Source organism: Algoriphagus sp. (assembly GCF_030694375.1).
In the GTDB taxonomy this organism is placed as follows: domain Bacteria; phylum Bacteroidota; class Bacteroidia; order Cytophagales; family Cyclobacteriaceae; genus Algoriphagus.
In genome coordinates this window covers 13,820-29,162 of record NZ_JAUXYL010000024.1, presented here as the reverse complement: position 1 = coordinate 29,162, position 15,343 = coordinate 13,820, and the positions used below count along the sequence as shown (strand labels likewise).

At 42.4% G+C, this 15,343-nt stretch carries 10 protein-coding genes; 3 read left to right on the top strand and 7 right to left on the bottom strand.

Annotated elements, in window-relative coordinates; all coding sequences use genetic code 11:
- Window positions 1-189: 189 nt before the first annotated feature.
- Window positions 190-1,968, bottom strand: a complete 1,779-nt coding sequence (locus tag Q8M62_RS09160) for a chloride channel protein (protein ID WP_304901434.1) — start codon at window positions 1,966-1,968, stop codon at window positions 190-192.
- A gap of 45 nt (window positions 1,969-2,013) precedes the next feature.
- Window positions 2,014-2,967, bottom strand: coding sequence for a M28 family peptidase (locus tag Q8M62_RS09155; RefSeq protein ID WP_304901433.1), 954 nt, complete (start codon window positions 2,965-2,967; stop codon window positions 2,014-2,016).
- A 57-nt stretch (window positions 2,968-3,024) separates the two neighbouring features.
- On the opposite strand from Q8M62_RS09155, the gene Q8M62_RS09150 reads away from it, so the two are divergent.
- A complete protein-coding gene (locus Q8M62_RS09150; RefSeq protein WP_304901432.1) occupies window positions 3,025-4,011 on the top strand; it encodes an NTPase in 987 nt (328 codons plus the stop codon).
- Between the two features lie 204 nt (window positions 4,012-4,215).
- Here Q8M62_RS09150 and yjjX read toward each other — a convergent pair whose 3' ends face one another.
- Together yjjX and Q8M62_RS09140 are read right to left on the bottom strand one after the other, a co-directional pair.
- Window positions 4,216-4,782 carry an inosine/xanthosine triphosphatase gene (yjjX, locus tag Q8M62_RS09145; protein ID WP_304901431.1) on the bottom strand — a complete coding sequence of 189 codons (567 nt, stop codon included), beginning with the start codon at window positions 4,780-4,782 and terminating at the stop codon, window positions 4,216-4,218.
- A gap of 20 nt (window positions 4,783-4,802) precedes the next feature.
- Window positions 4,803-5,510 (bottom strand): YebC/PmpR family DNA-binding transcriptional regulator, encoded by a 708-nt coding sequence (locus Q8M62_RS09140; RefSeq protein WP_304901430.1) that lies wholly within the window; start codon window positions 5,508-5,510, stop codon window positions 4,803-4,805.
- A gap of 145 nt (window positions 5,511-5,655) precedes the next feature.
- Here Q8M62_RS09140 and Q8M62_RS09135 point away from each other — a divergent pair, with 145 nt between their 5' ends.
- Window positions 5,656-6,993 carry an NAD(P)/FAD-dependent oxidoreductase gene (locus Q8M62_RS09135; protein ID WP_304901429.1) on the top strand — a complete coding sequence of 446 codons (1,338 nt, stop codon included), beginning with the start codon at window positions 5,656-5,658 and terminating at the stop codon, window positions 6,991-6,993.
- A gap of 88 nt (window positions 6,994-7,081) precedes the next feature.
- Window positions 7,082-7,483 carry a DUF4890 domain-containing protein gene (locus tag Q8M62_RS09130; RefSeq protein ID WP_304901428.1) on the top strand — a complete coding sequence of 134 codons (402 nt, stop codon included), beginning with the start codon at window positions 7,082-7,084 and terminating at the stop codon, window positions 7,481-7,483.
- A 109-nt stretch (window positions 7,484-7,592) separates the two neighbouring features.
- Here Q8M62_RS09130 and Q8M62_RS09125 read toward each other — a convergent pair whose 3' ends face one another.
- From Q8M62_RS09125 to gldE, 3 genes are all read right to left on the bottom strand, one after another.
- Window positions 7,593-9,065 (bottom strand): glutamate synthase subunit beta, encoded by a 1,473-nt coding sequence (locus Q8M62_RS09125; RefSeq protein ID WP_304901427.1) that lies wholly within the window; start codon window positions 9,063-9,065, stop codon window positions 7,593-7,595.
- Window position 9,066: 1 nt separating this feature from the next.
- Window positions 9,067-13,557 carry a glutamate synthase large subunit gene (gene gltB / locus Q8M62_RS09120; protein ID WP_304901426.1) on the bottom strand — a complete coding sequence of 1,497 codons (4,491 nt, stop codon included), beginning with the start codon at window positions 13,555-13,557 and terminating at the stop codon, window positions 9,067-9,069.
- 392 nt (window positions 13,558-13,949) lie between these two features.
- Window positions 13,950-15,299 carry a gliding motility-associated protein GldE gene (gene gldE / locus Q8M62_RS09115; protein WP_304901425.1) on the bottom strand — a complete coding sequence of 450 codons (1,350 nt, stop codon included), beginning with the start codon at window positions 15,297-15,299 and terminating at the stop codon, window positions 13,950-13,952.
- Between the last annotated feature and the right edge of the window lie 44 nt (window positions 15,300-15,343).

The window sequence follows — 15,343 nt, the reverse complement described above, 5'->3', positions numbered from 1 at the left end:
ATCCACATTTTCATTTATTTATCCACAGATCCAAATATAAATACCACAAAACATTGAATATCAGTATGTTGGGCATCCAGTCGGAAACTGGATTTTGTGGATAATAATAGGTAACTGCAAGTAAAACAGGAGAAAAAATCTTCAAGTCAGTGGATAATTCCAAAAGCCAAATTTTCTTCTAAATCGCGGTTAATCCTGCTTTTGACGGATTAATCTTTTCCGGTAGGTGTTGAATATTCTTGACTTAGAAACGAACCCGAGATACCTTCCCTCTTCTACCACCGGAAGATTCCAAGCACCTGACCTTTCAAATTTTTCCATGGCGGATTGCATATTTTCAGTAACCAATAGAATTTCCGGAGGACTGTGCATCAATTGTCTGACTAATACACTTTCCTGTTTTTCAATGTCAAACATGATGTCTCGGAAGTCATCGAGCGTGATGATCCCCCGAAGTATTTGATTCTCATCCACTACGGGGAAAATATTTCGTTTGGAGATTTTCACCAGGTCAATCAGGTTTTTTAGCTGTGCATTGGGATGAATCGGAAGCAAGTCCCGCTCAATGACATGGGAAATATCAATAGCGTCCAATAGCTCCTGATCTTTTGACTCAGGAAGAAGCTTTCCTTGGTCTTTGAGTTGGAGTTTATAAAGGCTGTCTTTTTGAAAATAAGTCGTGGTGGTATAGGCTATTGCGGATACAAACATTAAAGGCACAAAAAGTTCATAGCCACCCGTGATTTCGGCTATCAAGAATATAGCAGATAGCGGTGAGTGCTGAACTCCTGCCATCAATCCACACATTGCCACCAATGTAAAATGTGCCATCGGTAGTGGGATATGGAAACCAAGCATATTTTTAGAGTAGGCAAATAGAAATCCTACGATTCCTCCTACATATAAGGAAGGCGCAAAGATCCCTCCACTGCCTCCGGATCCGATCGTCACTGCTGATGCGATGGGTTTTACCAATACAATCAAAGAGAGGAATACAATGATCATAACCGGGTTTTCGATAGAAGAAAAGAATGGGCTTTTATCAAGTATTTGACTTGAATTTCCATCGATAAGGGTATTCAGCATATCGTATCCTTCTCCGTAAATCGGAGGAAAAAGGAAAACGACAATTCCCAAAAATGCACCCCCATACATGGTTCGCATCCACTGATCTCCTATGTCGTTCATAAGTCTTTCTGTTGCCCTTACCATTTTACTGAAATAGAGCGAAACCATCCCGCAAATGATACCCAACAAAAGATAATAAGGCATGTGCGCGGCAATAAAAGTCTCTTTCAAATCGAAGTTGAACAAAGACTCATCCCCAATCAGGACCATAGAGGTAATTGACCCCATCACGGAGGCGATCAGGAGCGGAATAAAGCTTGCCGTACTGATTTCAAGCAAGATTACTTCTATTGCAAAAATCACAGCTCCGATCGGCGCTCCAAAAATTGCCGAAATCGCGCCTGCTGCTCCACAACCGATCAAAAGCGTACGTTTCTTTGGATTGAGGTGCATTAATATGCCCACGTTGGAGCCAATTGCCGAGCCAGTTACCACCATGGGGGCCTCTAGTCCTACTGATCCGCCGAATCCAACCGTCAGGGCAGAAGTGATTACACGGCTATAAATTTTGACTTTGGGGATGATGCTGGAATTTTTTGAGATATTAAATAGTACATCCGGGATACCATGACCTCCGATGTCTTTCAAAATAAACCGACCGATCAGATATGCCGCCGAAATCCCGATAAGCGGATAAATGATATACATGAAGTTGGCATATTCGGTATAAAAGTCCTCCGTTAGAAATTTTTGGATTGCATGAACCGAACTGATAAGAATGACGGCAGCCAATCCCGAAAAAACACCAATCAAACCGCTCAGAATGAGGATAAAAGCCTGATTGCTGAGGTGTCGGAGCCTCCATATTAAAAGTTTTGTTATCAGATCATTTTTTGCCAAAACATGTGATATTTATACTCAGGTCACTTAGGAATTGATTTCAAGTTACTTTTCATTTTCTGTAAATAAATCCTTGTCAAGGGCAAGAATACATTTTAATACAAGATTCACGGCCTTGATGTAAAATTCCTGTTGGATATTTTTGAATTCATCGGATGGCTTATGGTAATCTTTGTGATCTTCTACTCCAAAATACAGATGTGGAATCTTCTTGTCGAAAAAAGCCCCATGGTCAGAGGATTTTGTCCAGTCCTCTCTCCCTGAGCCCGGAGTGTCATGTCCGAGGACTAACTTGGGATTGGATCCTGCAGCTGCTTTTTCAAGAATTGGTTTGAATTGGGGATTGTGGTAGGTGCCTGAAGCGTAAAGTTCATTTTTATCACTTCTGGAAAGCATGTCCATATTGACGTTTAGTACTATTTGTTCCAGGGGATAGGGGAAGTCATCTACCAAGGCCTTCGCTCCTTTAAGACCCAATTCTTCCGCATCCAATGCCACAAACATCATACTGTGTAAAGGTCGGTTTTTGGAAAAATATTCCGCCAGAGTCATCATGGCTGCGGTTCCTGAAGCATTGTCATCTGCCCCGTTGAATATCGAATCTCCGTTAGCATTAGGCCGTCCGGTTCCCACATGGTCATAGTGGGCCGTAATCACGATTACTTTTCTGGAATTGCTGCCCGGAATAAAAGCCACGAGATTTGCAGCGTCTTCATACTTCTTCAGATCACGGCCAGTGAATGAAAAAAGCTGCATAAAATCCGGATATAATGCCTGCACATTTTCATATGCGGTGACTTCATCGAGGATGTATTTCCTGGCAGCAAGACTCCCCTCACTGAGTGGTTTTCTCCCGGCAAGTTCATCTGAAGAAAGGTACTCAATGTGTTTTATAAGCTTATTTGCATCAACACTTTGTCCATTTGAAATAGTGGAATAAAAACAACAAAGGATAAAAAAGAGGATATTTTTGAATTGGAATTGTATCTGGTGATCCATAAATCGTTATGTATATTCGTAAAAATACTAGGCTTACCGTCACCACACTTGAAATAGATGAAATATATCTGCACCGCACTCCTTTTTTTTAGCGCTTTTATCCAAGTTTTTGCTCAAGGAGGACTCCCAACCAGTTTTTTTGATGGGAAATCTGTAGTACTGGTTTCTACCGATCCTGGCTCAAGGCCTGTCTTGAGTTGGCAGGAGCTGGCAGACAGTGTACATATTCATTTAATTGAGGCTGGAGCTGATCCTATAGCCTATTTCGAATTGGAGCAGGTGATCCTTTCGGAGGCAAGACAAGCTGATTTTGCAAAGGCCTTTTTGCAACGACAGGTGAAAAACGTCATTTTGGTCACTAGAAAAAAGGAAAGTCTGAGCATTCATGTTGGGCCATTTAGTGGCGATGGGAAAATAGTTAATTCAACAGCCTTATTTGGAGTCATAGGTAAGAATTGGAATGAAGCAGGATCTCAATTGGTAGAATCAGGGAAGTCTACCCGATCAAAAAACTTGCTCGTAATCGATGTTGCAGAATTTCCTCAAATTAGCAATCAGGAAACAGCACAATCCGAAAGAAAATTCTTTCCAAGAAATCCATTGAATTTGGAAGTGTTCAAACTTGGAATTCCCCTTGAAGGTTCTTCTGCTGAGGCTGGCGCACTGAGCTATTTCAGGTATGATTTGTTAGGCAAATCCCAAGAAGTAATTTTAGCCGAGCAGACAGCCCAAAAAACTCAGATTCAGGGAATTTTTGAAAATTTATATCCACACCAAATCGAGTGGTTGACTGAAGCCAAGACAAATGATCAATTGGTTAGAGACCGTGTACAGTTTCTTTTGGTAAAAGTGGAGGGTCGGCAGGCTGACCTGATGAAAAGTATGGGATTAGAGCCAATACTTGGAGAAGAGGGATCCAAAACAGTGGTTAAATATTACATCAAATTGATCGTGAGAGATGAATTATATCTCGGACCTGTTTGGGATGCCGACTCAGATTGGAAAGTAGCCCTGAGTAATTTTCTGAATAACCTGAAAAAATAAAACCTCCCTAGAGAGGTTTTACACACGAATTAAGGTTGGGGGTGATTAATGCAACTTTTACCAAATAGAAGATGAGGTGCTAATTTTTAGGGATCAAATCCATATTTTACTAAAAGAAGAAATAATATTTGGCAAATCCAATTTCGCCTAAAAAATTTTGAAAAAGATTTTGGTTTATTGAATTTTTCAAAGAATTACTTTCTTTTAGAAAAGATTTTCATTCAAAAATGGAATTAGGGCCAAAATTATTGCTTGTCTATAATATTCATTTCTGTCTACAATTCCATGAGTCAATATCCCAACGGAGCCCCCTTGTTGTTTGGAGTTTTCCTGGTTGAAAACAGTATCATCAGCCATTCCAAGTTCCATGCCTTCCTTTACAAGTTTTGAGACTGCTGCGGGTAAGTAAAAAGTGCCCGTTTTGGATTGGCTTGTTTTACCAGTTGTATCCAGAATAAAAATCCAGGCAAAAGCAAACATACCCGCTTCGTCCTCGTCCAAACCTCCTTCAATACCAACCCAATAATGGGCCTCAGGGAATACGTCTCTGGAGTTTTTTGCTCTATTTATCGCTCCTTGAAGTGTTTCCTGATCTCCCATAGGTTGATCGCTCACGCCGGAAGCAGCATTAATGCCCTCTACCAAGAAGCTTTTGTTGAAGGCCCGGGTAAAGGCGTCTTCCGTACAGGAAATTTTTACAGGATTTTTGCTTCCAACCAAAACCAGAAGTTTGTCGGAGGGCTGGAAATTTTGTCTTCTTTTGAAATTCATACAAAAAGGCCAGGCAGAACCTAGGCCATGTTAGTAAATACTTGGTTAATATCATCGTCCTCTTCCAGACGATCGATGAGTTTGTGAATGATATCTTCCTGCTCTTCTGTGAGTTCAGTCAAGGTAGTTGGAAAACGTTGAAAATCCGCAGAAATCACTTCGATTCCCTGGTCTTCCAATGCTTTTTGCATGGACCCAAAGTCCTCAAATTCGGTGTAAGCAAAGATTTCACCTTCATTTTCAGCAATCTCAGTCAGTCCAAAGTCAATCAACTCCAATTCAAGTTCATCCAAATCATGATCCCCTTTGGCGAAACGAAAAACAGCCTTTCGGTCAAACATGAAGCTCACGGAGCCTGAGGTCCCAAGTGCGCCCCCAGCTTTGGAAAAATAGGATCGGATGTTGGCTACTGTTCTGTTGGTGTTGTCAGTGGAAGTCTCCACAATGAAGGCTATGCCAAATGGGCCGTATCCTTCATACACAATCTCTTCGTAGTCTTTTTCATCCTTATTTGAAGCACGTTTGATTGCGGCTTCTATCCGGTCCTTAGGCATTTGGGCTCCTTTGGCGTTCTGAATGACCGTTCGGAGTTTTGCATTACTGTTTGGATCAGGTCCGGCGGCCTTGACCGCCATGACTATTTCTTTTCCCAACCGGGTAAAAACCTTGGACATTTTGTCCCAACGCTTAAATTTTCGCTCTTTTCGGAATTCAAATGCTCTTCCCATGGATTTGCTTGTGTATAGGTGGGCAAAAATAGCAAATCTTTTTACTTAGCCGAACCTCGAATCCTTTTATCAAAATGGGTATTTTTTCCAAAATCTTCGACTTTATGTCCTGTTGGCTCCGTTAAAGAGGAAACCCTTTACCCTTATGGACTTTTCTACATATCAGCCAATCCCGAATCTTCCCAAACTAAATCTCCCCAAAGTTGTCGTTGTAGGTGCAGGGTTTGCGGGATTGAAACTAGCTCGAGATCTTCGAAATGCAGCGTTTCAGGTCATTCTGTTGGATAAAAATAACTATCACCAATTTCAGCCGCTGTTTTATCAGGTGGCAACGGCAGGACTCGAGCCGAGTGCGATTTCTTTTCCGCTTCGCAAAATTTTCCATGGTACACCTAACGTAAGTTTTAGAATGGCTGAGGCGGAAAAAGTGGATTCAAAAGCCAAGAGGCTCTATACCGATATTGGGTATATTGACTATGACTTTTTGGTGTTGGCAATGGGTGCAGACACCAATTATTTCGGAGCAAAAAATATTGAGTACTTCTCATCTCCGATGAAAACAGTTTCCGAAGCACTATACATCCGAAATAAAATTATCTCCAACTATGAGCGGGCAATTACCATCGCAGAGGTCGAAGACAGAAAATCCCTGATGAATATGGTGATCGTGGGCGGAGGGCCCACAGGAGTTGAGTTGGCCGGAGCTATGGCCGAACTTAGAAACAACGTTTTTCCCAAAGACTATCCTGAGCTTAGCTTCAAAAACATGAAAGTGGTGTTGATCGAGGCCGGACCTAAGCTCCTTTCATCTATGTCATCGGAAGCGCAAGATCATGCGTTGAAGTACCTTCAACAGCTTGGAGTCGAGGTTTTCCTCAGTACCAAAGTTCAGGATTATGATGGAAAAAAGGTTTTATTGGAGGGAAGAGAATCGATTGAAACCCAAACCTTGCTTTGGGCGGCTGGGATTAAGCCAAATCGGATTGAAGGTTTTGAGCCGGAGCAATATGCAGGAAATGGAAGAATGCTGGTGAATGAATTTAATCAGCTGATCGGATCTGAAGGGGTTTATGTGTTGGGCGACCAATGTTTATTGCCCCAGGGTAATTTTCCAAAAGGTCATCCTCAAGTTGCCCAAGTCGCCATCCAACAAGCCAAAAATCTATTCAAGAACCTGTTTCGTATCGTAAATAGCCAAACGCTGATTTCTTTCAAGTACAAAGACTTAGGCTCGATGGCAACGGTAGGGAGAAAATTAGCGGTGGTAGATTTACCTTTTCTTAAGTTTCAGGGGCTATTGGCTTGGATGACATGGCTTTTTGTTCACTTAATGGCCATTCTTGGTGTCAAGAATAAGCTATTCATTTTTCTGGACTGGAGCTGGAATTATCTCAGCTTTGATCCCAGTTTGCGGCTTTTGATCAAACCTAAGTATGTCAGAGCTTCAGAGCGGAAGGAGTTGATTGAAGAAAAAAGCTCCTAATTAAGATTCCTTAACGTTCCGAGTTTAGAGGGGATTAAACGCATTAAAGTTTGATGGGTCTAACCTTCGAAACTAAACTACAAAAACGATGAAAAATTGGATCATTGGTGCGGCCTTATTGGTATTTACCAGTTTGCAAGTAGCTGCTCAACAACAAAAAAGAACTCAGATAAATCCTGAGGAACGGGCCAAAATAGCCACTGAAAAAATGGCAACCGAACTTAAACTTTCTGATCAGCAGAAAGCTCAAATTCTTGAATTGAATTTAGAACAAGCTAAAAAGCGGCAGATAGAAATGGAGCAGGACATGGCTGAAAGAAAAGTCAAATCACAAGAAATGAAGGTACATCAGGAGAAAATCAAAGAAGTGCTTACGGAAGAGCAACGAACCAAGTGGGAAGAAATCAAACTTGATCAGCGGAAAAGCCGAAGACCCGGAGGAGAAGTACATCAGCGTAGGGATATGCCAAGGCACAAAAGAGGAAACTAAACCAAATGAAGAAAGCCACCCAAAAGGTGGCTTTCTATATCGCAGGTGGTTCAACTAAACAGGGTACTATTGATGTGTCAGGGCAAACCCATAGGGGATAGCCTTGACATTATCCTGCGATTTGCTCTTCAACTTGGAAGAAAGACACATCTTTCTGCGGAAGTGAAGATGTACCCATAAGGTATTCGTCCACTTTTACAGCCGTTTCCCTTCCTTCAGATATCGCCCAGACAACCAACGATTGGCCGCGTCTCATGTCCCCGGCAAGGAAAACTTTAGGATTTGTACTTTGATAATTTTTTGATTTTGGCAGACTGTTTTCCAAAGTTTCTGCACCAAAAGCCTCCAAAAGTCCATTTTGAGCTGGCCCCATATAACCGATAGCGATAAAGGCAAGGTCACAAGGTACAGTTCGTTCGCTTCCGGGAATCTCTTCGAAAGTCATTCGTCCTCCTTTTTCTACCCATTCGATATCAACCAATGTTAGTCCGGTGACTTCCCCAGCTTCATTTCCAGTGAATTCCTTGGTCAGGATGGAGAAGATTCGTTCAGCCCCTTCTTCATGCGAACTGGAAGTTTTTAAGGTCATTGGCCATTCGGGCCATGGGTTGAGATTATTTCGTTGCTTGGGAGGCTTGGGTAAAAGCTCGAGTTGGGTGATGGAGGCTGCGCCATGTCGGTTGGAAGTACCTATGCAATCGCTTCCCGTATCGCCTCCTCCTATTACAATAACATGTTTGCCTTTGGCAGAAATCGGATTTTCTGTGATTTCTCCACCGATTACCTGATTTTGTTTGCCAAGGAATTCCATCGCAAAATGAACGCCTTTGTACTTGTCTCCTTTAATATTTAAAGACCTTGGATGTGCTGCCCCTGTGGAAAGAACTACCGCATCGAAAGCCTTCAGGATTTCTTCTGCTTGAATGGTATTTCCGATTTCTGTATTGGTAGTGAAAATCACTCCTTCCTCCTGCATAAGTGCTACCCTACGGTCAATTACCCACTTTTCGAGTTTGAAATCAGGAATTCCGTACCGAAGTAGGCCACCTACCTTTGCGTCTTTCTCAAACAATGTCACTTCATGACCTGCTTGGTTTAGCTGATCGGCGGCCGCCAGACCCGCAGGACCCGATCCGATTACAGCCACTTTTTTACCGCTTCGTTTTTCTGGGGGATTTGCCTTGATCAAACCAAGTTCATAGGCCTTTTCGGCGATATTCTTCTCTATCAACTCGATGGCAACTGGATCTTTATTGATTCCCAACACGCAGCTGGCCTCGCAGGGAGCAGGACAAATTCTGCCTGTAAACTCCGGGAAGTTGTTTGTGCTGTGTAAAATGCTGATCGCTTGTCCCCATTCCTGGTTGTAAACGGCATCATTGAACTCCGGAATTACATTACCAAGCGGACATCCGTTATGGCAAAACGGCACACCGCAGTCCATGCATCGTGCAGCTTGGTGATTCAGTTTTTCGCCGGAAAACGGCTCATATATTTCCTTATAGTCGCCGATTCGCTCTTTTGGATCCCGACTTACAGGTGTTTCTCTTTTAAATTGGATAAATCCTTCTTTCGCTCCCATCTTACACCAGTGATTTAACTTGTTCTTGTGATCTTTTTTGTAAAACCGCCTTGTAATCTCTCGGAATTACCTTGATGAACTGCTCTTTTGTTTTGTCCCAGTTTTCCAAGAATCGCTGACCCAGTCCGCTGTTGGTCAGTTTGACGTGGCGCTTGATATAGGCTTTGATTGTGGCAAAATCTTCTTCTTCAAGGATGTCAATGTCTACCATTTCGCTGTTTATTTCAGTGATGTAGTCCTTGAGTATGTAGGCAATGCCACCACTCATACCGGCCGCGAAATTTCGGCCGATTTCACCGAGATTAATCATTAATCCTCCGGTCATGTATTCACAACCGTGATCTCCGATTCCTTCAATTACAGTTTTTACACCTGAGTTTCTTACACAAAAGCGTTCGCCGCCTTTTCCATTAATATAAGCCTCACCGGAGGTGGCGCCATAGAAAGCCACATTTCCGATGATAATGTTTTCTTCAGGGGCAAAGCGTGCATTCCTACTTGGGTATACGATCAGTTTGCCGCCCGAAAGCCCTTTTCCAAAGTAGTCATTAGCCTCACCTTCCAGTTCGAAGTTCACACCTTTTGCAAGGAATCCGCCGAAAGTTTGACCCGCAGACCCAGTGAATTTGAAGTGAACAGTATCTTCGGGTAATCCTGCACCTCCGTAGATTTTGGAAATCTCGTTGGAAAGCATCGCTCCTACCGATCTGTCGATGTTCTTGATTTGAAAATTGCCGGTGACAGGAATCGCCTGTTCCAAAGCTGCAGTTGCGGTTTTGATCAATTGGCGATCAAGAACTTTTTTTAGTTCAAATTCCTGATCGATCTGCTTGTGGATACCCACGTGATCCGGTACTTCCACTTTATGGAAAATTGGAGAAAGATCGACTTTATCCCACTTCCAGTGATTCAAATGACCTGTAGACTGAAGTACCTGACTTTGTCCTACCATTTCATCCACAGTACGGAATCCAAGTGAAGCCATGATCTCTCTTAAATCCTGGACTAGGAATCTGAAATAGTTAACCACATGGTCGGGATCTCCGGTGAAGAGCTTCCGCAGTTCAGGATCTTGAGTAGCTATGCCAACTGGACAGGTGTTAAGATGACATTTTCGCATCATAATACAGCCTTCGACGACCAGTGCACCGGTGGCAATACCCCATTCTTCAGCTCCCAGCAGTGTAGCTATTGCCAAGTCACGTCCTGTGCGAAGCTGTCCGTCTGTCTGAAGGACAACACGGCTTCTGAGGTTGTTTTTTACCAAAGTTTGATGTGCTTCAGACAGTCCAAGTTCCCAAGGCAGTCCAGCATGTCGGATTGAGCTTAAGGGGGATGCTCCCGTACCGCCGTCGGCACCTGAAATGAGAATTACATCAGCGGCCGCTTTTGCAACACCTGCTGCTACTGTCCCCACTCCAGCCTGAGACACCAATTTCACATTGATTCGAGCCTTTCGATTTGCATTTTTCAAATCGAAAATCAGCTGTGCCAAGTCTTCAATCGAATAAATATCGTGGTGTGGAGGAGGTGAAATCAAGCCGACTCCAGGCGTGGAATGTCTTACTCTTCCGATCCATTCATCCACTTTATGACCTGGAAGTTGTCCACCTTCTCCAGGCTTGGCACCTTGTGCCATTTTGATTTGAAGTTCTGCTGCATTAGTCAGATAGTGACTGGTGACTCCGAAGCGTCCTGAAGCCACTTGCTTAATAGCAGAGCGTTCCCAATCCCCATTTGGCTTTATATTGTATCGTATTTCATCTTCTCCCCCTTCGCCGGAGTTACTCTTCGCTCCGATTCGGTTCATGGCGATAGCCAAAGTGGCATGCGCTTCATGGGAAATAGAGCCAAATGACATCGCGCCAGTAGCAAAACGCCTCATGATGTTTTCTGCGGGTTCTACCTCCTCGATGGGCACGCTGATCCTTTTCTTGAATTCAAATAAGCCCCTGAGCGTTAAAGCATCCTTTGTCTGCTCGTTGATTTTGGAGGCGAACTTTTTATAGAGCTCGAAATCTCCAAGTCGGGTAGATTTTTGAAGTAAATGGATAGTTTCCGGGTTGAACATATGTTTTTCCCCTCTTCTTTTCCATTGATAGACTCCACCAGTCTCCAAAATCGGACTGTGAGTTTCGTGTGCTGCATGATGACGGATTAACACTTCCTCAGCCAGATCATCGAATGAAATACCGCTGATTCTGGAAATTGTGCCCTTGAAACAACGATCTATGACCTCTGGACCCAGGCCCAATGCCTCAAAAATTTGAGCTCCTTGGTACGATTGAAGCGTGGAGATACCCATTTTTGAAAGAACTTTCAAAAGTCCCTTTCCAATTGCATCCTGGTAATTAGCGAACAACGTGCTTTGATCTTTTACCTTCTTCAATTGGCCTTTTTCGAACATATCCAATAAGGACTCCAAAGCGAGATAGGGATTGATCGCTGAAACACCATATCCAATGGCAGTGGCAAAGTGATGAACTTCTCGGATATCAGCTGACTCAAGGACAATTCCTGCACGTGTTCGGATTTTCTTTATCACCAAATGTTGGTGAACTGCTCCGATTGCAAGCAGTGAAGGAATCGGCGCTAATTCTTCCGAACTGTTTCTGTCAGAAAGAATCAGGACATTTTTACCAGCATGAATAGCTTCTTCTGCCTCCCGACAGAGTTTATCTAATGCCTCAAGAAGTCTTCCGGGCTTGTGATCAGCGATGAAGTGTCCGTAGAGTTTTATTGTGCGATAGCCCAAGTGCTCCATTCGGGTGATTTTTTCCAGATCCTCATTGAGCAAAACCGGCTGTGAAATGTGAATTTGCTTGGTATGGATCGGACTTTCATCCAAGATGTTGTGCCCCTCTCCGATTCGGGTGAACAATGACATAACCAATCGCTCCCGAATAGGATCGATTGGAGGATTGCTGACTTGAGCGAAAAGCTGCTTAAAGTAATTGGAAATATGTTGACTTTGCTTTGATAAGACTGCTAAAGGCGTATCTGCTCCCATCGAACCAATGGCTTCATATCCAGTGTCGCCCATGGGGCCAAGTATCACTTTTTGCTCCTCAGAAGTGTAACCAAAGACAGTTTGACACTTTTTGATGTTTTCCGTAGAGTAAGGATGTGATAATTCCTCAGGATCTGGAACAAACCGAAGTTTGGTTCGCTGTTCGTTTACCCACTTTTCGTAGGGTTGACGACGGCAGATTTCTCCTTTTACTTCCTCATCGAATAGTACACGTCCTTTTTCAAGATCAGCCCAAAGCATTCTACCCGGGCTTATTCTTCCCTTTTCAGTAATTGTAGCTTCGCGAATAGGCAAAGCACCAGCCTCTGAAGAAAGCACCAGTCGATTGTCTCTTGTGATGAAGTAGCGAAGTGGACGTAGACCATTTCGGTCCAAAGTAGCTCCTACTGACTTTCCGTCTGTGAAAAGCAAAGCTGCAGGTCCATCCCAAGGCTCTACCAGTGAGGCGTGAAATTTATAAAATGCCTTTCTATCCCGGTCCATTACCTCATTGTCTTGCCAAGCTTCGGGCACAAGCATCATCATGGCATGCGGCAATGATCGGCCACTGAGCGTCAGCAATTCTACCATAGCATCCAAATTGGCAGAGTCCGAGTTGAGCTTATTTGTGATAGGCATCAGCTTGGCGAGTTCTTCATCTGTGAAGAACTTGGACTTCATCAAGGCTTCTTTGGACTTCATTTTATTCAGGTTTCCCCGGATTGTATTTATCTCACCGTTATGAGACAGAAATCTGAAGGGCTGAGCGAGTCTCCAATTTGGAAAGGTATTGGTCGAGAATCTAGAGTGAACAATGGCAAAAGCCGATTCTATTCTTGGGTTTTGAAGATCTTTGTAGAAAGGCAAAACTTGATCTGTTCTCAATTGACCTTTATATACAAGGGTCAGACTGCTGAGACTTGCAAAATAAAAGGCATGATTTACCCCGGGGATCTTCGTGTTTATCTCAGAGGTTGCAAAGTTCCGTAATACATAGAGTTTTCGCTCAAGCTCAAGACCAGTCAGACCTTGTTTGTGGCTTACAAAAAGCTGCTCAATATTTGGCATGACTTCCAAAGCCCCAGATCCCGGAATCGTTTCATCAACAGGTACCTGTCGATACCCAATCAGATTGAAGTCCATTTCTTCAATCAGTTGATTGAGTAATTCTTTGGAGCGATGATAAAGCTGCTTATTCTTGGGAAAAAAGGTCATACCTACGCCATAAAATCCAGGCTCAGGGAGATTAATTTCCGTTCGTGCTGTGACGTCATTGAGAAATTGATGCGGGACTTGTATAGAAATACCGGCACCGTCGCCGGTTTTAGGGTCTGATCCCCTTCCGCCACGATGCTCCATATTACTTAGCATATATAAGGCATCGCTGATTGTCTCATGAGACGGTATATTACTCAAGTCGACTACCGCACCAATACCGCAGGAGTCATGCTCAAACTCCGATCGATACAAACCTTCTTGCATTCTTTGTTAATTTAATAGGTTCAAAATTTCCAAAAATTACAAAAAAAAATTCTTTTGTTAAAATTTAGGCAATAAAAACGGCTTAATTATGAAGTATTATTGATAATATCCGGCTTTATTAGATTTTTAGCAAAACCGATTTTGACCCAAAAAGTTTCAATTATTGACAGTTACAAATGACCAATGCAGCTTTTGTTGTAAAAAATCAAGCCACTTTAAGACGTTTAGACGTAAAAAGTTCAGAAATTGGTTTTTTAAAAAAAAATTGATTTTTTTTTAAATTTTTATTCCAGAAAAAATTAGCAAATAGTGAGCTTTCGATATGGAATTTTTAAATACAGTATAATATTCTGAATTACACAAGTAAATCCAAATATTATAAAAATTCATGGTTAGTCAGTAAAAGGAGCTGAACTGTCCTTTTCGCCATTGCTGAGATGTACTTTGACTTTTTTGATTTTGCGAGCGTCAACTGCCAGCACAGTAAATTCAAAATCCTCAAATTTGATTTTAGTACCGTTCTTAGGGAGCTTTGAGTTTAATTCAAGAAGTAATCCTCCGAGAGATTCGCTTTCCCCTTTCACCCCTTCAAATACTTGAGAATCTAATTCTAACTTCTTGCAAAAGTCATTCAATGATACCTTTCCTTCAAAAATAAAGGTGTCATTGTCAAGTTCCTGAAAGAATATATCATTGGTATCGTCGAATTCATCATTGATTTCTCCGATGATTTCTTCGATCAAATCTTCCAAAGTAACCAGGCCTGAAGTGCCACCATATTCGTCGACCACTATGGCCATGTGAACACGCATCTTTTGGAAATCTTTCAGAAGCACATCCACTTTTTTGGTCTCTGGTACAAAGAAGCTTTTGCGAATCAAGTCCTTCCATGCAAAATCCTCATCTTTTTCGATAAAGGGGAGAAGGTCTTTGATATATAATACACCCAATATATTGTCAATGGTCTCCTCAAAAACCGGAATTCTGGAATAGCCACTCTTGTTGATTTTGTCCATCAACTCATGGAAATCCATTTCAACATCAATAGCGGTGATGTCCATTCGGCTTCGCATCACTTGTTTTACCGAGAGCGTTCCAAAATTTACAATCCCTTTAAGAATGTCTTTTTCTTCATTGGGAGTATCCTCAGTTGTCAATTCAAGTGCCTGATGGAGTTCGTCTACTGATAGAGAATAACCCTTTAACTCGACTCGTTTTTCAATCAGATTGCTGAAAGCCATCAAAAACCACGAAACCGGCTTTAGTATGGAGGAAAAAAAGCTTAAAATAGGTGCTAAAGTAAGTGCAAAAGGGATTCTTGACTGATTTGCGTAAACTTTTGGTACGATTTCACCAAAGAAGACTATAGCAAAAGTAATCCCTACAGTCTGCACCAAAATTACAATTATACCAGTAGCGTTCATCCCAAAAAGTGACCACGAAACAAAAGTGGTCAGGGTGACAATACCAATGTTGATTAGATTATTGAGTATCAGAATGGTGCTCAATAGTTTTTTTGGATTTGCCAAAAGGTTGGCCACCTGTCGTCCCCTTTTGTTTTCAGAATCTTGGAGTGAAGCGATTTCATCATTAGTCAAAGAAAAAAATGCCACTTCCGAACCGGAGGCAAGCGCTGACCCTATCAAGAGAAGGACTAAAATCAATCCATTGATAAAGAAATAACTAAATGAAGGCTCGATAATCTGTGCGATCAGGTAGTAACTCGGATAGGGGTCGTCCATGTAGGCGAAAAGATGTTCGTGACAAAATTAAGCAATTCCCCTGA